Raw genomic sequence first — 21,475 nt, 5'->3', positions numbered from 1 at the left:
TCAGGGCTGCAACTGGGTTAACTCGCTGAGGATGGGGTGGTCGAGGGTGGGTAGGGTGGCCTGCTCGGGTTTGAGCAGCTCCAGCACGGTGATGTCGTTGGCGCCTTTGCGGAGCCACTCGGCGGGCACGTAAAGCGTTTGTTGCGGGCCGATGGCCCAGTAGCGGCCCAGGTTGTGGCCGTTCACCCACACGCTGCCCTTACCCCACTGGCGCAGGTCGAGGTAGGTATCGGTGGGCGTGGCCACGGGGAAGGTGGCCGAACGAAGTACCGGGCCGCTGCTAGCCGCCGGGGCCGCGCCGCTGGCCTTCGCCACGGTTGGGGCTTGGTCGAAGGGCAGGCCATACATGCGCCAGCCCGTCAGCTCTTTACCACCCAGCACCACACTGTTCGTAATGCCTTTATTATTCTGCAGCAGGTACTTGCCGAAGTTGATGCGGCCCAGGTTTTCGACCAGAATATCGAGCTGCACCGCGCCGGCGGGCAGCGTCAGGCGCAGGCTGTCCTGGCGCAGGCGGCGGTCGAGGGTGCCCACGCGCTTGCCGTTCACGAGCACTACAGCATAGTCGCGCAAATCGCGGATTTTCAACATTTTGCTACCCCCTCCTGCTGGCACCGTGGTGCGGTAGAGCACGAAGCCGTAAGCCTGCTTTAGCGCCTCAAACGTGAGGGGCTTGGGGCTGGCGACGGGCGTGGGCAATTGGTCGAGCAGGCTGGCGCTGCGCGTGAGCTGCAAGGCGGGCAGCGCCACGGCGGGCTTGGCGGCGGGTACGGGGGGTAGAGGCTGATTAGCAGGCCGGTACTTGGCAATCACGTCGCGGAAAGCCCGGTACTTGGCCGTGGCATTGCCGGCCTCGTCGAGGGGCGCGTCGTAGTCGTAGCTGCTCACTTGGGGCTCGTAGTGCGTGGTGTCGCCCTTGAAGTTGGCCCCGTTCATAAAGCCCCGCGTAGTGCCGCCGTGAAACATGTACATGTTAATCGACAAGCCCGCCTTCAGCACCGAGTCGAGGGGCGCGGTGTACCTGGCGGCCGGCACGGTGTGGTGCGGCGTGCCCCACCAATCGAACCACGCGGGGTACCACTCGGCGATGTAGTAAGGCCCCTGGCCGTCGTGGTTGGTTTGCACGATTTTGCGCACCTGGCTGGGCTTGTCGATGCCATTGACGGCGGGTAGCAAGCCGGGCAGGTGGCCCGCGGCCACGTCGCGGGCCGGGTCGCAGGTATAAAGCAGGCCGTCGAAGCCAGCGTCTTCAAACAGCTTTTTATTGAGAGCTAAGTACTGTTTATCAGCGCCGTAAGAACCATATTCGTTTTCTACCTGCACCATCAGCACGGGGCCGCCGTGGTTGACTTGCAGCGGCGCCAGCTGCTTGCCCACGGCCTCGATGTAGCGCTTGTAGGCGGCCACGTACTGCGGCTCCTGGCTGCGCACTTTCAGGCCGGGCACGTTCTGGAGCCAGTAGGGGTAGCCGCCAAATTCCCACTCGGCGCACACGTAGGGGCTGGGCCGCAGTATCACCCACAGGCCTTCCTCCTGGGCCATTTTCACGAAGGCCGCCACGTCGTTATTACCCGTGAAATCGTACTTGCCCGGTTGAGGCTCGTGCACGTTCCAGAAGACGTAGGTGCCGATGGTATTGAGGCCCATTGCCTTAGCCATTTTTAGGCGGGCGCGCCACGCCTCGCGCGGAATGCGGGGGTAGTGCAGCTCGCCCGAAATCATCTGGAGCGGCTGGCCGTCGAGTAAGAACTGGTTGGGGCCCAGCGCAAACGTGTGGCGGGGGGTAGGGCCCGGCTGGGCCTGGGCCCGTACTGTGCTCGGGGCCAAGCCGCCCAGCAGCAGAAGAGGTAGAAGTAGCCGCAACGGATAGCGTAGTTTGGGTGGGAGAGACGAAGACGAACTGGCGACGGGCTTTCAGCAAAGAAACCTTCGCTAGAAGAGGCGCCGAGCAGCTGGATTGCGAGGCAAAAGTACCCGCCTCGCTATGCCCCAAGCAGGGGTATTTTCGGCAGAAAAGTGGTCAAAATTGACTACCAGCGCAAAAAATGAGGTTTGGGAAGCTCGAGAGCTAGGGACTGGCAATAGCTACTGCTCGAAGGCACTGAGGGGGGTAGGCCTATTCGAATTAGCTGCCTTACCGGGATGGTTTCTTGCCGCGGCTTTGCTACCTTGGGCCAGCACCATACGCCTTTGCTGCGCAGCTGGTGTCTTCGCCCTATCCTATTCCATATTCCTGCCGTGCAACTAGTATCGGGCTTTACGCGGGCGCTTACCTGCCTACTTGCAATGCTTTGGCTAGCCCCCGCCGCCTGGGGGCAAGATGCGGCCCCCAGCGAGTTTCGGTTCGAGCACATCACCGTTGACCAAGGCCTGTCGCACAGCGATGCTATGGCCGTGGCGCAGGATATGGCGGGCTTCATCTGGATTGGCACCAACCGCGGCCTCAACCGCTACGATGGCTACCGCCTCAAACAGTACGCGCTGCCCATTAACCCGCGCAACGGCCTGGCCAGCAACCGCATCAAGGCCTTGGCCACGACGCCCGACGGGCACCTATGGGTAGGCGCCGAGCGCTCGGGCCTCATTCGCTACGATGCCAACCGCGATGCTTTTTTCAGCTTCGATGCGTGGGCCGTGCCCGCGGCGTACCAGCAGCCCGCCCAGCAGCTGGCGCAAAGCAACATCAACACCCTCACCACCGACGCGCAGGGCCGCCTGTGGGTGGGCACCGACCAGGCCGGCGTGTTTGTGCTGGCATTCGATGGCCAGGGGCAGTTGCGCAGCCTGCGCCAGCTGCCGGCCACGCGCCCGGGCCAGCCTAGCCTAGAGCACATCACGGGACTAGCCCTTGATACCGAAGGCAATGCCTGGGTGAGCACCCTCGAAGCGGGCCTGCAAGTCATTCGCTCGACGGAGCCCGGCTTGCCGGTGCAGTCCACTTCGCTGGCGGGCACGCCCATCCGGGCGCTGCACCTCGACCGCCGCGGCGACCTCTGGATTGGCACCGACCAGCAGGTGTATTGGGTGGCCGCCGCCAACCGGCGCACCCTGCGCGAGCTGAGCGCTCGCCCCCTACCCACCCACCTGCCGCTAGTGCAGAGCATTTACCTCGATACCAGGGGGCACCTGTGGGTGGGCACTTTGTATGGGCTGTATGTGTGGCCGGCGGGGGCCCTGACGGGCAGCGCGCCGCCGGTGCTGGCGGCCGCCCCTACGCTCTTTTTGCCCGAAGACGACGACACCCACAGCCTGAATTCGGAGCGGGTACACCAGATTTTTGAGGACCGCAACCAAGTGGTGTGGCTGTGTGCCTCGGCGGGCGGCCTCAACAAGGTAGACCTGCGCCAAAAAGCCTTTGGCCGGCTGCGCCGCCGGCGGGCAGGCTCGCTCACGCTGGCCAACAACTACATCAATACCATTTATAAAGAAGAGGCTACCAATACCTTGTGGTTTGGCACCCGCAACGGGGTGTCGGGGTACGACCTCACGCGCCACACCTACCGCAACTACCTCAACCAGCCCGCCGACGCCACCCACAGCGTGGACGTAGCCATGATTTTTCAGGCGGCGGATGGCACGCTGTGGTTTGGCACCCGCAACAACGGCCTGGCGGCGCTGCGCCGCACCGGCGGGCGCGAGCAGCTAACCCACTACACGCAGCTGCCCGGCGGCCCCGACCTCACGCGTATGAGCATCGAGCACATGGCCCAGGACCGCCGCGGCACCTTGTGGGTAGCCACTTTTTCGACGGGGCTGCTGCGCTTCAGCGCTGCGGGGCGCTACCTGGGCACGTATCGCCAAGGTGCTAGCGCGCTGCCTACCAACCAGTTTACTTACCTACTCTACGACCAGCCGCGCGATGTGCTGTGGGCCAGCACCCACGATGCGGGCCTGCTCCAACTGCGCCCCACGGCTGACTCGCTCCAGCTGCTGCGGCAGTTTAAGTACGCGCCGGGCCGGGCCAACGGCTTGCGCGTCAACTACGTGTGGCCGCTGCTGCTCGACCGCCAGGGCACGCTCTGGATTGGCACCATCGGCGGGGGCCTGCACCAGCTCACCACCGATGCACGCGAGCAAGCCACGGTGCGCAGCTTTGCCAACAACCTGCCGGAGAGCGATGTAGAAAGCATTTTAGCTGACGATGCGGGCAACCTTTGGCTGGGCGGCACCGGCCTCTACCGCTTCACGCCGAGCACCCGCCAGTACTTGCGCTACGACGTGGCCGATGGCCTGCAGAGCAATTCTTTCAAGATTGGGGCGGCGGCCCGGGCGCAGGATGGCACGCTGTATTTTGGGGGTATCAATGGCTTGAACTACTTCCAGCCCGCCGCCATTCAGGCCGACCCGCGCCCGCCCGTAGTGCAGCTCACCGACCTGCGCGTGATGAACAAGCCCGTGGCGGTGGGCGAGGTGTTTAATGGCCGCGCGCTGCTGCCCTACCCCCTCTCGCAGCCCCAACAGCTGACCATTAAGGCGGCTGAGAATGACTTTTCGGTGGATTTTGTGGCCCTCAACTACGCCAACCCGCAGAAAAACCGCTACGCCTACCGCTTGCTCGGCTACAACCAAGATTGGGTGTACCCGGGGCCGGGGCAGCGCACGGCCAGCTTTGCCAACCTGCCGCCCGGCCAGTACACGCTGCAAGTGAAGGCCAGCAACGGCGAGGGCGCTTGGTCGAAGGCCACGGCCACCATGCAGTTCGACGTGCTGGCTCCGTGGTACAAGACGGGCTGGGCATACCTGCTCTACGCCAGCGCTTTGTTAGGCGCCATCGCCCTGTACCGGCGCTTCGAGATGGCCCAGCAAGAGCTGAAAAATAAGCTGGTACTAGAGCAATTTCAGGCCGAAAAAGAAAAGGAATTGACCGGCCTCAAACTGGGTTTCTTCACCAACGTTTCGCACGAGCTGCGCACGCCGCTGACCTTGATACTCGGGCCGATGGCCGACATCTTGCGCAGCCCCGGCCCGGTGCCCGACCTGCGCGGCAAGGTGCAGCTCATGCACCGCCAGGCCCAGAAGCTGCTGGAGCTGGTCAACCAGCTGCTCGATTTTCGCAAGGTAGAGTCGGGGCACGTGCCGCTGCGCGCCAGCTACGGCGATGCCGGGCGCTTTTTGGCCGACACCTACGCCGTCTTTCAGCTCAAGGCCCAGGAGCGCGCCGTAAACTACGTGCTCGACCTGCCCGCCGAGCCGGTGCCGCTGTACTTCGACCGCAGCAAGCTGGAAATTATTCTGACCAACCTGCTGGCCAATGCCTTTAAGTATACCCGCGACCGAGGCCGGGTCGAGCTGGGGGCTACCGTAGTGGGCAATGCCGGGGGCGAAGCCGTGTTCAGCCACGGCCAGCTCACGGGCAACTACCTCAAAATCACCGTGACTGATACCGGCGTGGGCATTAGCGCTCATGAACTAGACCACATTTTCGACCCCTATTACCAAGCCTCGCACCCCAACACGCTGCGCATGGCGGGCACCGGCATTGGCCTGTCGCTGGCCCAGCAGTTTGCCCGGCGGCACAGCGGCCAGCTCACGGTGGCCAGTACGCCGGGGGTAGGCACCACGTTTGAGCTGCGCCTGCCGTTTGGGCGGCAGCACTTGCGGCCCGAGGATGTGCAGCCGGAGGAGCTTGCGCTCACGGCCCCTACCCCCTCGCTCGCGGCCGAACCCCTGCTCCCGATGCTGCTCGAAACCGAGGTGCAACCGGCGGCCGCGGCTGGCCCACCGCGCCTGCTAGTGGTAGAAGACAATGACGAGGTGCGCCAGTACTTGCGCCAGCTTTTTGAGGCTGACTACGAGGTGCTGACCGCCGAAGATGGCATAACCGGCTGGCAGCAAGCGCTTAGCCAGCTACCCGACCTCATTATTTCGGATGTGATGATGCCGCGCAGCGACGGCCTCGAACTGTGCCAGCGCCTGAAGCAGCACCCCAAAACCAGCCACATTCCGGTGCTGCTGCTCACGGCCCGCACCGCCGAAACCCACGAGCTCGAAGGCCTGGGCACGGGTGCCGACGACTACGTGAGCAAGCCCTTCAACCCCACGCTGCTCCACGCCAAGGCCGACGCGCTGCTGCGCAACCGCCGCAAGCTGCACGAGTTTTACCAGCGCCACATCTTGCTGCAACCCACCGAGATAGTGGTGGCCGACGCCGACCGCGAGTTCCTGGAAAGCGCCATGAGCGTGGTCGAAAAGCACTTGGGCGATGCCGAATTCAGCGTGCAGGTGCTGGTGCGCGAAATGGCCATGAGTCAGTCGGTTTTCTACCGCCGCATCAAGAGCATCACGGGCCAAACGGCGGTAGAGTTTATCCGCGATGTGCGCCTCAAGCGCGCCGCCCAGCTACTGGCTCAAACCACCATGCGGGTGTCGGAAGTGGCTTTTGAAGTGGGCATCGAGGATGCCAAATATTTCCGCAAGGCGTTCCAAAAAATCTACGGCCTTACCCCCTCCGACTACGCTAAGCAGCACCGCCTCAGCCGCGCCGCGGCCGAGTAGCGCGGCGGCGCTAATTCTCCTTGCCACTTGTTTGTTCCTAGCTAGTTCCTTAGAAGCTGTTTGGATTTTAACAAAACCAAAAAAAGCCGGGCCTGCTGAGCTTGCCGAAGCATCGCGCTCGCATCATTGAATAGCACCCAACCGGATTGGGTCGAGATGCTTCGGCAAGCTCAGCAGGCCCGCCTTTTTAATTTTTCAAATTACTCCTAGGTACTACCCGTTGCTGCTGGCAAAATTGGCCGAATCGAAAAATCCCCCCGTAATCCGCGAGAATACCCCGGCTTGCTGGCGGGCTGGTGGCTAGTATTGCAGCGGTATTGCGAGCCGGCCCGCGCTGGCTCCGCTTCTTTTTCCCACCCAATTTTTGCTATGCTCCGCACTTTACGGACTGCGTGGCTCGGCGGCCTGCTGCTAGCTACCAGCTTTACGCCCCGCGCCCACGCCCAAACCAGCCCCGCCGACGCGGCCCTATTTAAGCCCACCTACATTAAAGCGCAACTGCTGAAAACCACGCAGTGGCAGCTGGCTCACCCCCGCCACAAGGTTACGGACTGGACCAATGGGGCGTTTTACTCGGGGGTGTTTGCCGCTTACCAGGCTACTAAATCCAAGCTCATTTTGGATTCGCTACTGGCGATGGGCGAGCGCACCCACTGGCAGCCCGACCAGCGCTACGACCACGCCGACGACATCGCCATCTGCCAGACCTACCTCAACCTCTACCGCCTCAAAAAGGACCGGCGCATGATAGCGCCCACGCTGGCCGTGGTGGAGAAGCTGCGCACTACCCCCGGCCCCGAGGTGCAGGGCCACGGCATCACGTGGTGGTGGTGCGATGCCCTGTTTATGGGCCCGCCCGTGCTGGTGAAAGTTGGCCTTATCGACAACCAGCCCCAGTACTTGGCCTTTAGCGACACGCTGTATCAGCAGACGTACAAGCGCCTCTTCAACCACCCGGAGCACCTATTTTCACGCGATGCCAGCTACCTCTGGAATGCCGCCGGCGAGGGCAAAAAGGAGAGCAACGGCCAGCGCGTATTCTGGAGCCGCGGCAACGGCTGGGTGATGGGCGGCCTGGTGCAAATTCTGCAAGAGCTGCCCGCCAACCACCCTACCCGCCCGTTCTACCTCGGCCTGTTTAAGGAAATGAGCACGCGGCTCATCCAGTTGCAGCAGCCCGACGGCTTGTGGCGCTCCAGCCTGCTTGACCCGGCCGCCTACCCCGGCGGCGAAACCTCGGGCTCGGGCTTCGATTGCTACGCCATGGCGTGGGGCCTCAACCAGGGCATTCTGGACAAGCCCACTTACCTGCCTGCGGTGCAAAAAGCTTGGGTGGCGCTCACCAAAGTAGTCTCGCCCGAGGGCCGCGTGGGCTGGGTGCAGCCCATCGGGGCCGACCCGCGCCGCGATTTTTCGGCCGATAGCTGGGAGGTATACGGCACCGGCGCGTTTCTGCTGGCCGGCTCTGAGGTGTTGAAGCTCAAACGCTAAGCACGCATGAAACGGCGCTTATTTGTGGGCCAGCTGGCGGCAGGTTTGTCGGCGGTGCCGGCCTTGGGCTTGCCCACCGCTGGGGGGGTAGGGCTAGCTACTCCACTCTCCCCCCGCCCGCTGCCCGAGCGCACCTACTGGCTGACTACGCTGCTGCGCGTGGCGCGGCCAGTGCTCGCTAATGCTGAGGCGGGTCGCCTTAAAACAGCCATGCCCGTGGAGGCAGCGCCGGGCCAGCAGGACGGCCGCCGCGCGGTGACGCACCTCGAAGCCTTGGGCCGCACCCTGGCCGGCCTAGCACCCTGGCTCGAATTAAAGGAGGTGCCCGCCGATGAAGCAGTGCGCCAAGCCGACGCTGCTTCGTCGGCCCGCAAAGCCATTGCCAGCGCCGTAGACCCGCAGTCGCCTGATTTTCTAAACTTTACCCAGGGCGGGCAGCCGGTGGTGGATGCCGCTTTTTTGGCCCATGCGCTGCTGCGTGCGCCTACTCAGCTGTGGGCCAAACTACCGGCCGCCACCCAGACCCAGCTGGTGCAGGCCCTGCAAAGCAGCCGCGTCATCAAGCCCGTGTATAGCAACTGGCTGCTGTTCAGCGCTATTATTGAGGCAGCGCTGCTCCAGTTCACCGGCGCGGGCGACCTCATGCGGATGGACTACGCCATTCGGGAGCACCAAACCTGGTATAAGGGCGATGGCACCTACGGCGATGGCCCTGATTTTCATTGGGATTATTACAACAGCTACGTTATCCAGCCCATGCTGCTCGACGTGGTAGGCACACTGGTAGCCGCCGGCAAAGAGCGCCCCGAGCTGCTCGAAACCCTGCGCGCCCGCGCCCGGCGCTACGCCGGGGTGCAGGAGCGCCTAATTGGGCCCGACGGCTCGTTTGCCGCCTTTGGGCGCTCGCTGGCGTACCGCTGCGGCGCGTTTCAGCACTTGGCGCAGGGCAGCTTGCAGGGCTTGCTGCCCGAAGCTCTACCCCCCGGCCAAGCGCGGAGCGCGCTCACGGCCGTTATTCGGCGCACGCTGGAGCCCAAGGGCACCTTCGATGCGCAAGGCTGGCTTCAAATTGGGCTGTGCGGGCACCAACCGGGCATCGGCGAGGGCTATATTTCGACGGGGAGCCTATACTTGTGCACCACGGCGTTTTTGCCGTTGGGCTTGCCGCCTACCCACCCCTTTTGGGCTGACCCCGCCCAGGATTGGACGGCCCGCAAAATCTGGTCGGGGCAGGATGTAAAAACCGACCATGCGTTGTGAGCCATCATCTGTCGTTGCAAGCAGCGCGAAGCAACCGCACCCGAGCAACTCGTTTTGATGCGACGCAAGGACAACTGGGCTTTTTGTAAGCCCTACATTTAACACACAATATGCGCTACTTCCGCTTACTCTACGCTGGTGCTTTACTGTTGACTACGTTGCCGGGCTTAGCTCAAAAGCCGCTCAAAAAGGACGAAGTATTGCTGTTTGCGTACTTCAAAGGCAATGGCGAGGATGGCCTACACCTAGCTACCAGCCCCGACGGCTTGCAGTGGGCGGCGCTCAACCAAGATAAATCGGTGCTAACGCCCACGGTTTCGAAGGACAAGCTGATGCGTGACCCCTGCATTATTCGGGGCCAAGACGGGCAGTTTCACATGGTTTGGACCACCAGCTGGCACGACCGCGGCATTGGCTACGCCAACTCGAAAGACCTGGTGCACTGGAGCCCGCAGCAATACCTCCCCGTGATGGAGCAAGAGCCGGAAGCCAAGAACTGCTGGGCGCCCGAAATCACGTACGACGCGCCCCACAAGCAGTATATTATCTACTGGGCCACCACTATTCCGGGCCGTTTCCCAGCGGGCGAAACCACCGTAGAGGGCGGCAACAACCACCGCATTTACTACACCGCCACGAAGGACTTTAAGACGTATACGCCGGCCAAGGTCTTGTATGACAAAGACTTCAACGTGATTGACGCCACGGTGCAGCCCGACGGCCAGCGGTTTGTGATGTTTTTGAAAGATGAAACCCGCGAGCCGGCCCAGAAAAACCTGCGCGTGGCATTTGCCGACCAGGCGGCCGGGCCGTATGGTGCGCCCTCGGCCCCCATTACGGGCAAGTACTGGGCCGAAGGGCCAACGGCTATTCAACTGGGCAATAAGTGGTTGGTGTACTTCGACAAATACACTGAGCACAAATACGGCGCCGTCACCTCCACTGATTTAACGCACTGGACCGACATTTCCGACCAAGTGCATTTCCCCGCGGGCACGCGCCACGGCACCGTGCTGCGCATCAGCCAGCAAGAGCTGGCCAAGCTGCCGCAGTAGGCAGTTGGTTATCCTTTACTTTCAAGTGCTTACCTCCTTTTCATGACTTCACTCTTTGATTTAACGGGCCAGCTGGCGCTCGTCACGGGTTGCAACCGCGGCATTGGCCAGGCAATGGCCCTGGGCCTAGCCGAAGCGGGCGCCGATATTATCGGCGTATCGGCCTCGCTGGCCGCCGACGGCGGCGACACGGGCGAGCAAGTGCGCGCGCTGGGCCGGCAGTTCCACGCCTACCAGGCCGATTTTGGGCAGCGTACGTCGGCCGACGCCTTCACTCAGCAAGTACTGGCTGACTTTGAAAAGATTGACATCTTAGTAAATAACGCGGGCATTATCCGCCGGGCACCGGCCGCCGAACACTCCGACGCGGACTGGGACGAGGTGCTGGCCGTGAATCTGGACGCACCCTTCCGCCTGGCCCGCGCCATCGGGGGCCAGATGCTAGCGCGCGGCCGCGGCAAAATCATCTTCACGGCGTCGCTACTGACGTTTCAGGGCGGCATCACGGTGCCGGGCTACGCGGCCAGCAAGGGCGCCATCGGCTCGCTGACCAAGGCCCTGGCCAACGAATGGGGGGGTAGGGGCGTGAACGTCAACGCTATTGCCCCGGGCTACGTGGCCACCGACAACACGGCCGCCCTGCGCCAGGACGCCGAGCGTTCGGCCAGCATCCTGAGCCGCATCCCGGCCGGCCGCTGGGCCCAGCCCGCCGACTTCAAAGGCCCCGCCGTGTTTCTGGCTTCCCCGGCCAGTGCCTACGTGCACGGCACCATCCTCACCGTTGATGGCGGCTGGATGGGCCGCTAAAGAAGTCAGGAATTGGGAGTTAAGAACTAGAAATTCCTGACTCCAGTAAATGGCGCTCGTGCGGCGTTTTGCCAATTTCTACTTCTTAACTCTTACTTCTTACTTTCTCTACATGACTACCCGCTTTGCCCTTGGTCCCCGCGAAACTGCCAGCCTCGATACGGCCGGTTTGCGCGAGCACTTCCTTATCGAGAACATCTTCACGCCCGGCGCTATTGAGCTGACCTACACCCACTACGACCGCATGCTAGTGGGCGGGGCCATGCCCACCGAGGTGGCCCTGCCCCTGCCCAACCCCGCGAGCCTCAAGGCCCAGTACTTTCTGGAGCGCCGCGAGCTGGGCGCCCTCAACGTGGGCGGGCCAGGCCACATCGTGGTCGATGACACCAGTTATGAGTTAGGCTACCAGGACTGCTTGTATATCGGCAAGGGCAGCCAGCAGGTCGAGTTCCGCAGCCTGGAGGCAGCCAACCCGGCCAAGTTCTACCTGCTCTCGGCCCCGGCCCATAAAGAATATCCTACCGCCCGGCGCACCCAGGCCGAGGCCACGCCCGTGGAAATGGGGGCCCTGGAAACGGCCAACCAGCGCACCATCTACAAGTACATCTTCTCCGAGGGCCTGCCCAGCTGCCAGCTCGTCATGGGCCTGACCCAGCTCAAGGAAGGCAGCGTGTGGAACACCATGCCGGCGCACGTGCACGACCGGCGCATGGAGGCCTACCTCTACTTCAACCTGCCCCCCGGCCAGCGCGTGCTGCACCTATTGGGCGAGCCCCAAGAAACCCGCCCGCTGTGGGTGAGCACCGAGCAGGCCATCCTCTCCCCGCCCTGGTCCATCCACACCGGCTGCGGCACCAGCGCCTACGCTTTCATCTGGGGCATGGCCGGCGAAAACCTCGAATACACCGATATGGACCCCGTCGCCCTGGCCGACCTCCGCTAGGCTTTTCTTGCTGCTGCTATGAAACTCTTGCTGCTTGCCCTACCCCTCCTGGTGCTCGGGAGGGGCCTAGCACCCGCGCCCACGGCCACCATCACGGTACGCAACGCGCTGAACCTGGCGCGCCGCGCCGAAACCATCAGCTTGCCGCTGGCGCAGCTGCCTGCGGGAGTGCGCCAGCTTGAGGCAGGTAGCCTGCGGGTACGCGATGCTGCTAATAAAGCTCTGCTGGTCAGCCAGCTGCTGGATAATAATGGCGATGGCCAGCCCGACGAGTTGCTGTTTCAAACCGACATGCCGGCTAAGGGTACCAAAAGCTTTGTGCTGGCGGCCAGCACCGAGGCTGTGCCCACCAGCCCGCTCACCACGTTTGCCCGCTTCGTGCCCGAGCGCACCGACGATTTTGCCTGGGAAAACGACCGGGTGGCCTTCCGCACCTACGGCCCAGTCGCCGAGCAATTATTCGATAAAAAGGACCCCGCCGGCACCCTTAGCAGCGGCATGGATTGCTGGTTGAAGCGCGTATCGTACCCCATCATCGACAAGTGGTACGGGCGCCACGTGCACGAAAAACCCTTTGCCTACCACACCGATACCGGCGAAGGCTACGACCCCTACCACGTGGGCAGCAGCCGCGGTGTGGGCGGCACCGGCGTGCTCAAGGATGGCAAACTCTACATTTCGCGCAACTTCGCCACCTACAAAGTGCTGGCTACTGGGCCCATCCGCACGGTGTTTGAGCTGACCTACGCGCCGTGGGAGGCCGCCGGGCAAACAGTGACCGAAAAGAAAACCATCAGCCTCGACCTGGGCTCGAACCTGACGCGCTACGAGGAGCAACTGTCGGCCCCTACCCCCCCGCCCAATTGCACCATCGGCCTGACTTTGCACGAGCAAAAGGGCGCTGTGCAGGCCGACCGCCCCGCCGGCTGGTGCCGCTACTGGGAAAAAATCGACGACTCGTACCTGGGCACGGGGGTGGTGGTAGCCCCCAGCTACTTGGTTGACTACCAAGACCACCGCAGCGCCGACAAAGACGCGAACCAGCTTTATATGGTGACCAAGCCCCGGCAAAACACCGTGGTTTTTTACGCTGGTTTTGGCTGGCAGAAGAGCGGGCAGTTTGCCTCGGCCGCCGCCTGGGATGCCTACCTCGCCGAGTTTGCCCAGCGCATAGCTTCGCCACTGGCCATATCCGTTAAGTAAATAAACTATTTAATTACTTAGGTATTAATGCTTCAGATTACTACTTTAACAATGCTCAGGCCATTATTTACAGCTGCTGGATAATCGGGATTTGCACTTGTCATTAACTAATTAATTAGTGCAGCCTATTGCTTGGCTTTGCCGAATTAATTTACGCAGGTTGTTTGAAAGCATTTGCGCCGCTTGTTATTACCAATAATTAGCTGTTGCTTTGCATCATCGATTTAATAACTTGATTTTTTTTCACTGATGGCAGTAGACCTCGCCCAACTCCAGCAAATACTTGACAATGCGCAGAAGGCAGATGCTTTTAAAGGCGATGTTAAACGTGCATTGCGTAAAGTATCGTCTTTACTCGTTAATCTGCAAGGCGCGGTAGACGAAGCCGAATCTTTGCTGAGTGATGATTATACGCCTACCGTAAAGGAGCGCAAAGCCCGCACGCCCCGCGTGGCCCAGGTTGACGGCGCTGCTGAGGTAGACCCCGAAGCTCCCTATGGCCGCAAGAAAGACGGCACGCCCAAACACAAGCCCGGCCGCTCGAAATAAGCAGCTACCTAAAACAGAAAAGCCCGTTCGGTAGCGAACGGGCTTTTCTGTTTTAAGCAATTAAGTAGTTATGATGCTTCGTTGCTTTTGCCCTACCCCGTGCTTTTACCAAAAGCTTACTCGTGGCAAATAGACTTTCAACCTTGTTAAAAAGTTGATTAAAAAATAAGACGGCTGCGCAAATATTGTGCTGCTTTTTTCTATTGCTACTAGCAGCTAATTGCTGGTGAGCTTTTACTTCTACAACAATAAGACAGTCGCTTTATTAGGTATTAGCCAAATCAAAATTCAGCGGCTGAAGCATTTTATAAATCAGTTGCCCTCGGCTGCTATTTTGCAAATTACTCTTCTGACAATTAGTTGCCGAGGTTTGGCAAATTGCCTACCCCCTACCGGCAGCAATAGCTATTGCCAGCCCCGCACAGAAGCACCGCCAAAGATGCCGCGGTTGATAGCCGGCGTGAAAATGCCGTATGGAAAGGCGGCATCAAGGGCGCTGCCCGCGTCGAGGGCGCCGAGCTGCTCGGGGGTGAGGGAGAGGTCGAGCGAGGCCAAATTAGTGTGGAGCTGTGCCACACTACTGGCCCCCAAAATGAGGGAACTGATGCCAGGTTGCGCCGCGGCCCAGGCAAGCGCCACTTGCGCTAGCGGGCGCTCGGCAGCCGTAGCTACCGCCCGCAGGGCCTCAAGCACCTGCCAGTTGCGGTCCGTAAACTTTGTGTTGCCGAAGGGATTGGGGCCATTGAGGCGGCCTTCGCCGGTGGCCGCGCCCGCCCCGGCCCGCTGATACTTGCCGGCCAAGAAGCCGGCGGCCAGTGGGCTCCACGGCGTGATACCAAGGCCCAGGTGCTGGGCGGCAGGTACGTACTCGTGCTCGATGCTGCGCGACACCAGCGAGTATTCGAGCTGCATGGCAATGGGACCGGGCACGCCATGCGCCACGGCCAGCGTGGCGGCCTGGGCCGTGTACCAGGCTGGCATGTCGGAGAAGCCGAAGTAGCGGATTTTGCCCGCCCGCACGAGGTCGCCGAGCGTTTGCAGCACCTCCTCCACGGGCGTCACCATGTCCCACACGTGCAGCCAGTAGAGGTCAACGTAGTCGGTTTGGAGGCGGCGTAGCGAGCCTTCGAGGGCGCGGTAAATGTTTTTGCGGCCATTACCGCCGGCGTGGGGGTTGCCGGGCTGGGCATTGAAGCCAAACTTGGTGGCCAGCACCAGTTGGTCGCGCAGGTTGCGCTCGGCTACGTAGCTGCCAATCAAGGCTTCACTACGTCCACCGGCGTACACATCGGCGGTGTCGAGGAAGTTGCCACCAGCCTCGGTATAGGCATCGAGAATGGCGCGCGAAACATCGTCGGCCGAGCCCCAACGCTGGGCACCAAAGGTCATGGTGCCCAGCGCCAACGGGCTGACTACTAAGCCCGAGCGGCCCAGCGTACGAAAATCGGTAAGAGACATGGATATGAATCAGATGAGGGGAGTAGAAATTAGAAAGAACGTTCTGCTTCCTTCGTCAGCAGAACGTTCTTTCTAATTTCTAATATGATATACTATTAAAAACCAGCCGGGTAGGCATCGCCTACCGAGCTACCGACCGGCATTATCGCCTCTAGTTCGGCCAGTTCGGCGGGGCTAAGGGCGAGGCTAGCGGCAGCCACATTAGCTTCGAGGTACTTGCGGCGCTTGGTGCCAGGAATAGCCACTACCCCCTGTGCCAGTACCCAGGCTAGTGCTAGCTGCGCGGCCGACGCCCCTTTGGCTTCGGCGAAGGCTTTTAACTTCTCCACCAAGGCCAGATTTTTATAGAAATTCTCGCCCTGGTAACGCGGAAAAATGCGGCGCGAATCGTTGGGCTCGAAGTCGTCGGGCGTCTTAATATCACCCGATAAAAAGCCCCGGCCTAGCGGCGAATAGCCCACAAAACCAATACCCAGTTCGCGCGCGGCCTGCAGAGAGCCAGTTTCTTCCACGCCGCGGTCGAAGAGCGAGTATTCGGTTTGCAGGGCCGTGAGCGGGTGCACGGCGTGCGCCCGCCGCAGGATATCGGGCGCCACTTCCGACACGCCCAGGTAGCGCACTTTGCCCTCTTCCACCAGCCGGCTCATGGCCCCGATGCTGTCCTCGATGGGGGTATTAGGGTCGAGGCGGTGCAGGTAATAGAGGTCGATGTAGTCGGTGCCCAGGTTGCGCAGCGAGCGCTCGATGCTCTTGCGCACGTACTCGGGCCGGCCGTTTAGCTGGCCCGTGAACTGCTCGTTGTCATCTACTTCAAAGCCAAACTTGGTGGCCACAATCACTTGGTTGCGCCGGTCGGCGATGACCTTTGCCACCAGGCGCTCATTCAGCATGGGGCCATATAAGTCGGCCGTATCCAGCAGGTTAACGCCTAGCTCCAGCGCGCGGTGCAGGGTAGCGAGGCTTTCCGTTTCGTCGGCCGTGCCGTACACCGACATGCCACCGACGCCGCCCGTCATGCCCATGCAGCCCAGGCCTTCAACGGGTACTTCTAGGCCCTGGCTGCCCAGGGCTACTTTTTTGATATCGCTCATGTGAGGGGGTAGGGAATTTAAGAAGATTGCGTTACCCTACAAAGGTCCGCGAGCCCTACCCCCTGCCTAAGCGACTATCAAGCGGGTACTTGCACAAATCAAACAATCGCGGCCATTCGGCCATTCTTCCAGCGGGGTGCGCTAGCCGGCCGCTAGCAGTGCTTGCTGCCGAAATGCTTTGGGCGATGTGCCCGCGTGCTTGCGAAAAAAATGGTTGAAATACGTGGGGTCGGCAAAAGCCAGGCTATCCGCAATGTCGGCAATGGGCCAATCGGTGTGCAGCAACAACGCCTTGGCTTCCTGGGCGATGCGCCCGGCTACGTGCGCGCTGGTTGGGCGGCCCGTTACCTCGCGCAGCACCCGGCTGAGGTGGTTGACGTGCACCTCGAGATGCGCGGCGAAGGCCTCGGCCGTGCTCAGCCGTAGCGGCAGCGCAGGCGACTGCACCGGAAATTGCTGCTCTAGCACCTGCACAAACTGCGCCGCTAGCCGGCTGGCGGCCGTGGGTGGGCCCGGCTGGCTGGGCGTGGGCTGCATGCGCAGCGCCTCGTGCAAGAGCAGCTGCACGTGGGTGCGTAGCAGGTCAAACTTATAGCGGTAGGCCGATTCTATTTCGGTCAGCATTTCTTGGAAAAGCTGGCTGAGCTTTGCGCTTTGCGCCTCGCTCAGTAGCAGCACCGGGTCGGTGCCGAGCTGAAACAGCGGCGACTCCTGTAGGAGCGTTGAGGCCCCGGTACCGTGCAGAAAATCAGCCGTAAACAAGCAGAAAAAGCCCCTTATCGGCGTCACGGCTTCGCACGAATACGGCGCCAGCGGGTTGTAGAGCACCAGCGCGGGGCCGGTGTAGTCGCGGCGCTCGCCGCCCACGTAGAGGCGGCTGGTACCACTCGTGTAGAGGGTGATTTTGTAGAAATCGCGGCGGCTGAACGGCAACGCTTGCCCGCTCGCTCCTGCCTCGATAGCAAACACGTTGAACTGCTGCGGCGGGGCCGGAAAATCGGCTTGCAGGTACGTCTGGTAAAACTCCGTGAGCGATTCGCTGGTGGGCATGGGCGAAAAATAAGGGGGTAGGCGCGGCCAGCACTAGCCGGTGTGCCAACGTTCTAGCTGCGCAGGCTAGCCTGCTGCTTTATGTAACCACCGAAGTGCCATTAAGATAGCAAAAACCTGCGCGAAGTGAGGCAAGCCTACCCCGGCCAGCTCAACCAGTACCCGTATTTTTGTGGGCTAGTAACTACTTAATACTCACTACCAACTTGTTTTTTAGTTAGTTACCTAACTAACAACGGTTTTTTCATGGCCCAGCTTCTTATTGATGGCCTTGCGGTGGAGGTCACCCGCAAGCGGGTGCGCTACCTGCGCCTATCGGTGCACATGCCCGATGGGCAGGTACGCCTTTCGGTGCCGTGGGGCACACCCGAGGCGGCTATCCGCACGATGGTAGCAGCCCGGCTGGCGTGGATACACAAGCAACAAGCCATTTTTCGGGCGCGGGTGCCCGCCCTGGTGCTCGCCTACGCAGCCGGCGAAACCCACTATTACCAAGGCCGGCCCTACGAGCTGCGGCTACCAGCGCACGCCGGCCGGCCCCGCGTGGTGCTGGCCGAAGCGGGGTTTTTGGACCTTTATGCGCCCGCCGAGGCTACCCCCGCCCAACGCGCGCAGGTGCTCGCGGCCTGGTACCGCGCTCAGCTTAAGGCGCAAGTGCCAGCACTGCTGGCCAAGTGGGAGCCCGTGGTAGGCGCGCAAGCCAATGCCTGGGGCATCAAGCAGATGCGCACGCGCTGGGGCACGTGCAGCATTAGGGCCAAGCGCATCTGGCTGAATTTGGAACTGATAAAGCGCCCCCTACCCTGCCTCGAATACGTGGTGGTGCACGAACTTGTGCACCTGCACGAGCGCCTGCACAACGCCCGTTTTTGGGGCCTGGTGGGCCAGGCCATGCCCGACTGGCAAGCCCGCCAGCGCGAGCTTAACCAGGGCGCGCCTACCCCCCTGCCCGGCCACGAGGTAGACTAGCGTGGTTGCTGGTTCAAGCTGTTTATAGTTACTAAACGACCAACTGGCGCGCCTTACCGCGCAGCACGCTTAAATTGCTGAATGGCCTGGCGGGTAAAATCGGACAAAACCAGCCGCCCGCTGATGGCCGCGCGCTGCGCTAGTAGGCTGTCCCAGTGTTCGGTACCTTCCCACAGCACCTGCTTGAGGGCAGTTAGGGCCTCGGGGTTATAGCCGGCCAACTTGGTGGCGAAGGCTTGCACCGCCGCATCCAGTTCCTCTATCGATTCGAAGCACTGCGCGTACAAGCCCCGCGCTTCGGCCCAGGCCGCCGAGCGAAACTCGCCGGCGTCGAGCGCCAGCTGGGCGTAGGCCGCGCGGCCAATTTTGTGTTCCACTACCGGCCCCACCACGAAGGGCCCGATGCCAACCACCAGTTCGCTGAGCTTCACGGCCGCCTGGGCCGTGGCCAGGCAATAATCGGTGGCCGCAGCCACGCCTACCCCCCCGCCAATGGCCTTGCCCTGCACCCGGCCAATAATCACCTTGGGGCAGGTGCGGCAGGCGTTAATCACCTGGGCAAAACCCGAAAAAAACTGCTGGCCCTGCGCCTCGTCCCCGATGGCTATCAGCTCGTCGAAGCTCGCCCCGGCGCAAAATGTGCGCGCGCCTTCGCTCTTCAGAATGATGACTTTAGTAGTGGCCGCTTGGCCCACGGCCGTGATAGTGGTGGCCAACTGGGTGAGCAGCACGCCGGGCAGCGAGTTGTGCGACGGATGAAAAAAGGCAATGGTCGCAATGCCGTGGGCATCGGTGGAAGTGATAACGGTGCCGGCGGTGAGGGTGCTGGTAATCATACTATTATTTAGAAGAGAACGTCATGCTGAGCTTGCCGAAGCATCTCTACCGCTTCGTCAGACGGCTTGGTAGAGATGCTTCGGCAAGCTCAGCATGACGTTCTTTTTTTGAGGTAAATTTTTGGGCGTGCTAAGACCTATGCTTGGTCTTTCTTCTTAACCATAGTCAAAATAGTGGCGACGGCCACGGTTTCGCGGGTTTCGTCGGTTACGGTCACCAGCCAGCGCACAATGCCTTTGGCGATGTCGTCGGCGTCGCGCTTTTCCTGGCCAATTTTCTCCTTCACCGTGAGCTGCACGCCGATGGTGGTGCCGGGGTACACGGGCTTGGTGAAGCGGCACTCATCGAGGCCGTAGTTGAGCAAAACCGGGCCTTTGCGCGGGTCCACAAACATGCCGGCCGCCTTGCTGAGAATGTAGTAGCCGTGGGCAACTCGGCCAGTAAAGAGCGTGCCTTCCAGCGAAGTAGCATCAACGTGGGCGTAGAAATTATCACCCGATACGTTGGCAAAATTTGAGATATCGGCCTCCGTCACGGTGTGCTTGTGCGTAACGTAGGTTTCGCCGATTTCCAGCTCCTCGAAATATTTCTGGAAGGGGTGCTTGTCGTGCTCAATAATCTTGGCGCCCGTCTGGTACACCTCCGTGATGGCCGTAATCATGCTCGGCGAGCCTTGCAGAGCTACGCGCTGCATAAAGTGCTCGACGCCGCGCATGCCACCCATTTCCTGGCCGCCGCCCGCCCTACCCGGCCCCCCATGAATGAGCTGCGGCAGCGGCGAGCCGTGGCCCGTGCTCTCCTTAGCCATCTCTTGGTTCAATATCAAAATACGGCCGTGGTGAGTAGCCGCGCCCAGCACAAAATCCTGGGCCGCGCGCGGGTCGTTGGTGGCCAGCGAGCACACCAGCGAACCTTTGCCGAGGTTGGCCAGTTGCACGGCTTCGCCCAAATCGTGGTAGGGCATCAGCGTCACCACCGGGCCGAAAGCTTCGATTTCGTGCGAGTCGAGGTGCTCGAAGGGCCGCTCGTTCAGCAGCACAATGGGCGAGATGAACGCGCCTTTTTGGGCGTGCGCGCCGCGCTCTTTTCCCAGAATTTCTACGTGGTCGAGGTCGCCGTACACGATGGGCGTGTTTTTGGCGAGCAGCTGTATTTGCTCGCGCAAACGGGCGGCCTGGTCGCGGCCAGCCAGCGCGCCCATGCGCACGCCCTCGGCTTGCGGGTGGCCGATGGTAGTTTGGGCCAGCGCCTTGCCGAGCGCAATTTGCACGTCTTCAACCAAGTGGGCCGGCACAATGGCGCGGCGGATGGCGGTGCACTTCTGCCCGCACTTGGCCGTCATTTCCTTGCGCACTTCCTTGATAAACAAGTCAAACTCAGCGGTGCCGGGCACGGCATCGGGGCCCAGCACGGCCGCATTGAGCGAGTCGGCTTCCATGTTGAAGGGCACCGCCTCGGCCAAGATGCGGGGGTGCGCCCGCAGCTTGCGGCCCGTGGCTGCCGAGCCAGTGAACGTTACCACGTCCTGATACGTGACGTGGTCCAGAATACCTTGGCCCGAGCCAATAACCAACTGCAAGGCTCCGGCCGGCAAGATGCCGGAGGCAATAATTTCGCGCACCACGGCCTCGGTGAGGTAGGCGGTAGGCGTGGCCGGCTTCACCACGGCGGGCATGCCGGCCAGCAGGTTGACGGCGATTTTCTCCAGCATTCCCCAAATGGGGAAGTTGTAGGCGTTGATGTGCACGGCTACCCCCTCCTTGGGCACCAGCAGGTGCTGCGCCATGAAGGTGCCGCCCTTCGACAAGCCCACGGGCTCGCCCTCCACGTAGAACGGCTTGTCGGGAAACTTGCGCCGCAGCGAGGCGTTGGCAAACAGGTTGCCGATGCCGCCTTCAATGTCAATCCACGAGTCGGCGCGGGTGGCGCCCGAGCGGTAGCTCAGCTCGTAGAACTGCTCTTTTTTGGCGTCGAGGTGGAAGGCCAGCGCCTTAATCATGCGCCCGCGCTCGTGAAAAGTCATGCGGCGCAGGGCAGAGTTGCCCACGCGGCGGCCGTAGTCGAGGATGGCTTCAAAGTCCATGCCCTCGGTATTGGCCGTGGCGATGAGGTCGCCGGTGCTGGCATCCAGCAGCTCCTGCTGCGGGCCCGAGCCGGGTAGCCAGTGGCCCAGGGCGTAGTTTTCGACGGTGGGAGTCATAGGGAATAAGTAGTTAAGAATTTGGCCAGTCGAACGTCATGCAGCGCGTAGCGTAGCATCTCGCGTG

At 61.6% G+C, this 21,475-nt stretch carries 15 protein-coding genes; 9 read left to right on the top strand and 6 right to left on the bottom strand.

Annotated features, from left to right (window positions below; genetic code table 11):
- On the bottom strand, positions 1–1,863 hold the full coding sequence (locus GO988_RS14055; RefSeq protein ID WP_198172739.1) for a glycoside hydrolase family 35 protein: 1,863 nt from the start codon (positions 1,861–1,863) through the stop codon (positions 1–3).
- Between the two features lie 423 nt (positions 1,864–2,286).
- Between GO988_RS14055 and GO988_RS14050 the strand changes: the two genes are divergently transcribed.
- The 8 genes from GO988_RS14050 (at position 2,287) to GO988_RS14015 (ending at position 13,803) form a co-directional block, all read left to right on the top strand.
- Positions 2,287–6,495 carry a hybrid sensor histidine kinase/response regulator transcription factor gene (locus GO988_RS14050; RefSeq protein ID WP_198172737.1) on the top strand — a complete coding sequence of 1,403 codons (4,209 nt, stop codon included), beginning with the start codon at positions 2,287–2,289 and terminating at the stop codon, positions 6,493–6,495.
- Between the two features lie 369 nt (positions 6,496–6,864).
- Complete coding sequence (locus GO988_RS14045) at positions 6,865–7,986, top strand: glycoside hydrolase family 88/105 protein (protein WP_157566502.1); 1,122 nt, start codon at positions 6,865–6,867, stop codon at positions 7,984–7,986.
- Between the two features lie 6 nt (positions 7,987–7,992).
- Positions 7,993–9,246 (top strand): DUF2264 domain-containing protein, encoded by a 1,254-nt coding sequence (locus GO988_RS14040; protein WP_157566500.1) that lies wholly within the window; start codon positions 7,993–7,995, stop codon positions 9,244–9,246.
- Positions 9,247–9,356: 110 nt separating this feature from the next.
- Positions 9,357–10,301 (top strand): glycoside hydrolase family 43 protein, encoded by a 945-nt coding sequence (locus GO988_RS14035; protein WP_157566498.1) that lies wholly within the window; start codon positions 9,357–9,359, stop codon positions 10,299–10,301.
- Between the two features lie 42 nt (positions 10,302–10,343).
- On the top strand, positions 10,344–11,108 hold the full coding sequence (kduD, locus tag GO988_RS14030; RefSeq protein WP_157566496.1) for a 2-dehydro-3-deoxy-D-gluconate 5-dehydrogenase KduD: 765 nt from the start codon (positions 10,344–10,346) through the stop codon (positions 11,106–11,108).
- A 112-nt stretch (positions 11,109–11,220) separates the two neighbouring features.
- Positions 11,221–12,051 (top strand): 5-dehydro-4-deoxy-D-glucuronate isomerase, encoded by an 831-nt coding sequence (kduI, locus tag GO988_RS14025; protein ID WP_157566494.1) that lies wholly within the window; start codon positions 11,221–11,223, stop codon positions 12,049–12,051.
- 18 nt (positions 12,052–12,069) lie between these two features.
- A complete protein-coding gene (locus tag GO988_RS14020; protein WP_157566492.1) occupies positions 12,070–13,254 on the top strand; it encodes a DUF4861 domain-containing protein in 1,185 nt (394 codons plus the stop codon).
- 249 nt (positions 13,255–13,503) lie between these two features.
- Positions 13,504–13,803 carry a hypothetical protein gene (locus GO988_RS14015; RefSeq protein WP_157566490.1) on the top strand — a complete coding sequence of 100 codons (300 nt, stop codon included), beginning with the start codon at positions 13,504–13,506 and terminating at the stop codon, positions 13,801–13,803.
- Between the two features lie 405 nt (positions 13,804–14,208).
- On the opposite strand, the gene GO988_RS14010 is transcribed toward GO988_RS14015, so the two are convergent.
- The 3 genes from GO988_RS14010 to GO988_RS14000 form a co-directional block, all read right to left on the bottom strand.
- A complete protein-coding gene (locus tag GO988_RS14010; protein WP_157566488.1) occupies positions 14,209–15,261 on the bottom strand; it encodes an aldo/keto reductase in 1,053 nt (350 codons plus the stop codon).
- 95 nt (positions 15,262–15,356) lie between these two features.
- Positions 15,357–16,352: an aldo/keto reductase gene (locus GO988_RS14005; RefSeq protein ID WP_157566486.1), complete on the bottom strand. Its 996-nt coding sequence runs from the start codon at positions 16,350–16,352 to the stop codon at positions 15,357–15,359.
- Positions 16,353–16,493: 141 nt separating this feature from the next.
- Positions 16,494–17,402 carry a helix-turn-helix domain-containing protein gene (locus GO988_RS14000; RefSeq protein ID WP_157566484.1) on the bottom strand — a complete coding sequence of 303 codons (909 nt, stop codon included), beginning with the start codon at positions 17,400–17,402 and terminating at the stop codon, positions 16,494–16,496.
- 246 nt (positions 17,403–17,648) lie between these two features.
- Here GO988_RS14000 and GO988_RS13995 point away from each other — a divergent pair, with 246 nt between their 5' ends.
- Complete coding sequence (locus GO988_RS13995) at positions 17,649–18,371, top strand: M48 family metallopeptidase (protein WP_157566482.1); 723 nt, start codon at positions 17,649–17,651, stop codon at positions 18,369–18,371.
- A gap of 53 nt (positions 18,372–18,424) precedes the next feature.
- Here GO988_RS13995 and GO988_RS13990 read toward each other — a convergent pair whose 3' ends face one another.
- Positions 18,425–19,207, bottom strand: coding sequence for an enoyl-CoA hydratase/isomerase family protein (locus tag GO988_RS13990; protein ID WP_157566480.1), 783 nt, complete (start codon positions 19,205–19,207; stop codon positions 18,425–18,427).
- A 137-nt stretch (positions 19,208–19,344) separates the two neighbouring features.
- A complete protein-coding gene (gene paaZ, locus GO988_RS13985) occupies positions 19,345–21,408 on the bottom strand; it encodes a phenylacetic acid degradation bifunctional protein PaaZ (RefSeq protein WP_157566478.1) in 2,064 nt (687 codons plus the stop codon).
- Between the last annotated feature and the right edge of the window lie 67 nt (positions 21,409–21,475).

This window comes from Hymenobacter ginkgonis, from assembly GCF_009755225.1.
Classification (GTDB): Bacteria; Bacteroidota; Bacteroidia; order Cytophagales; family Hymenobacteraceae; genus Hymenobacter; species Hymenobacter ginkgonis.
The sequence above is the reverse complement of the archived record's forward strand: the minus strand, read 5'-3'. Positions and strand labels throughout refer to the sequence as shown.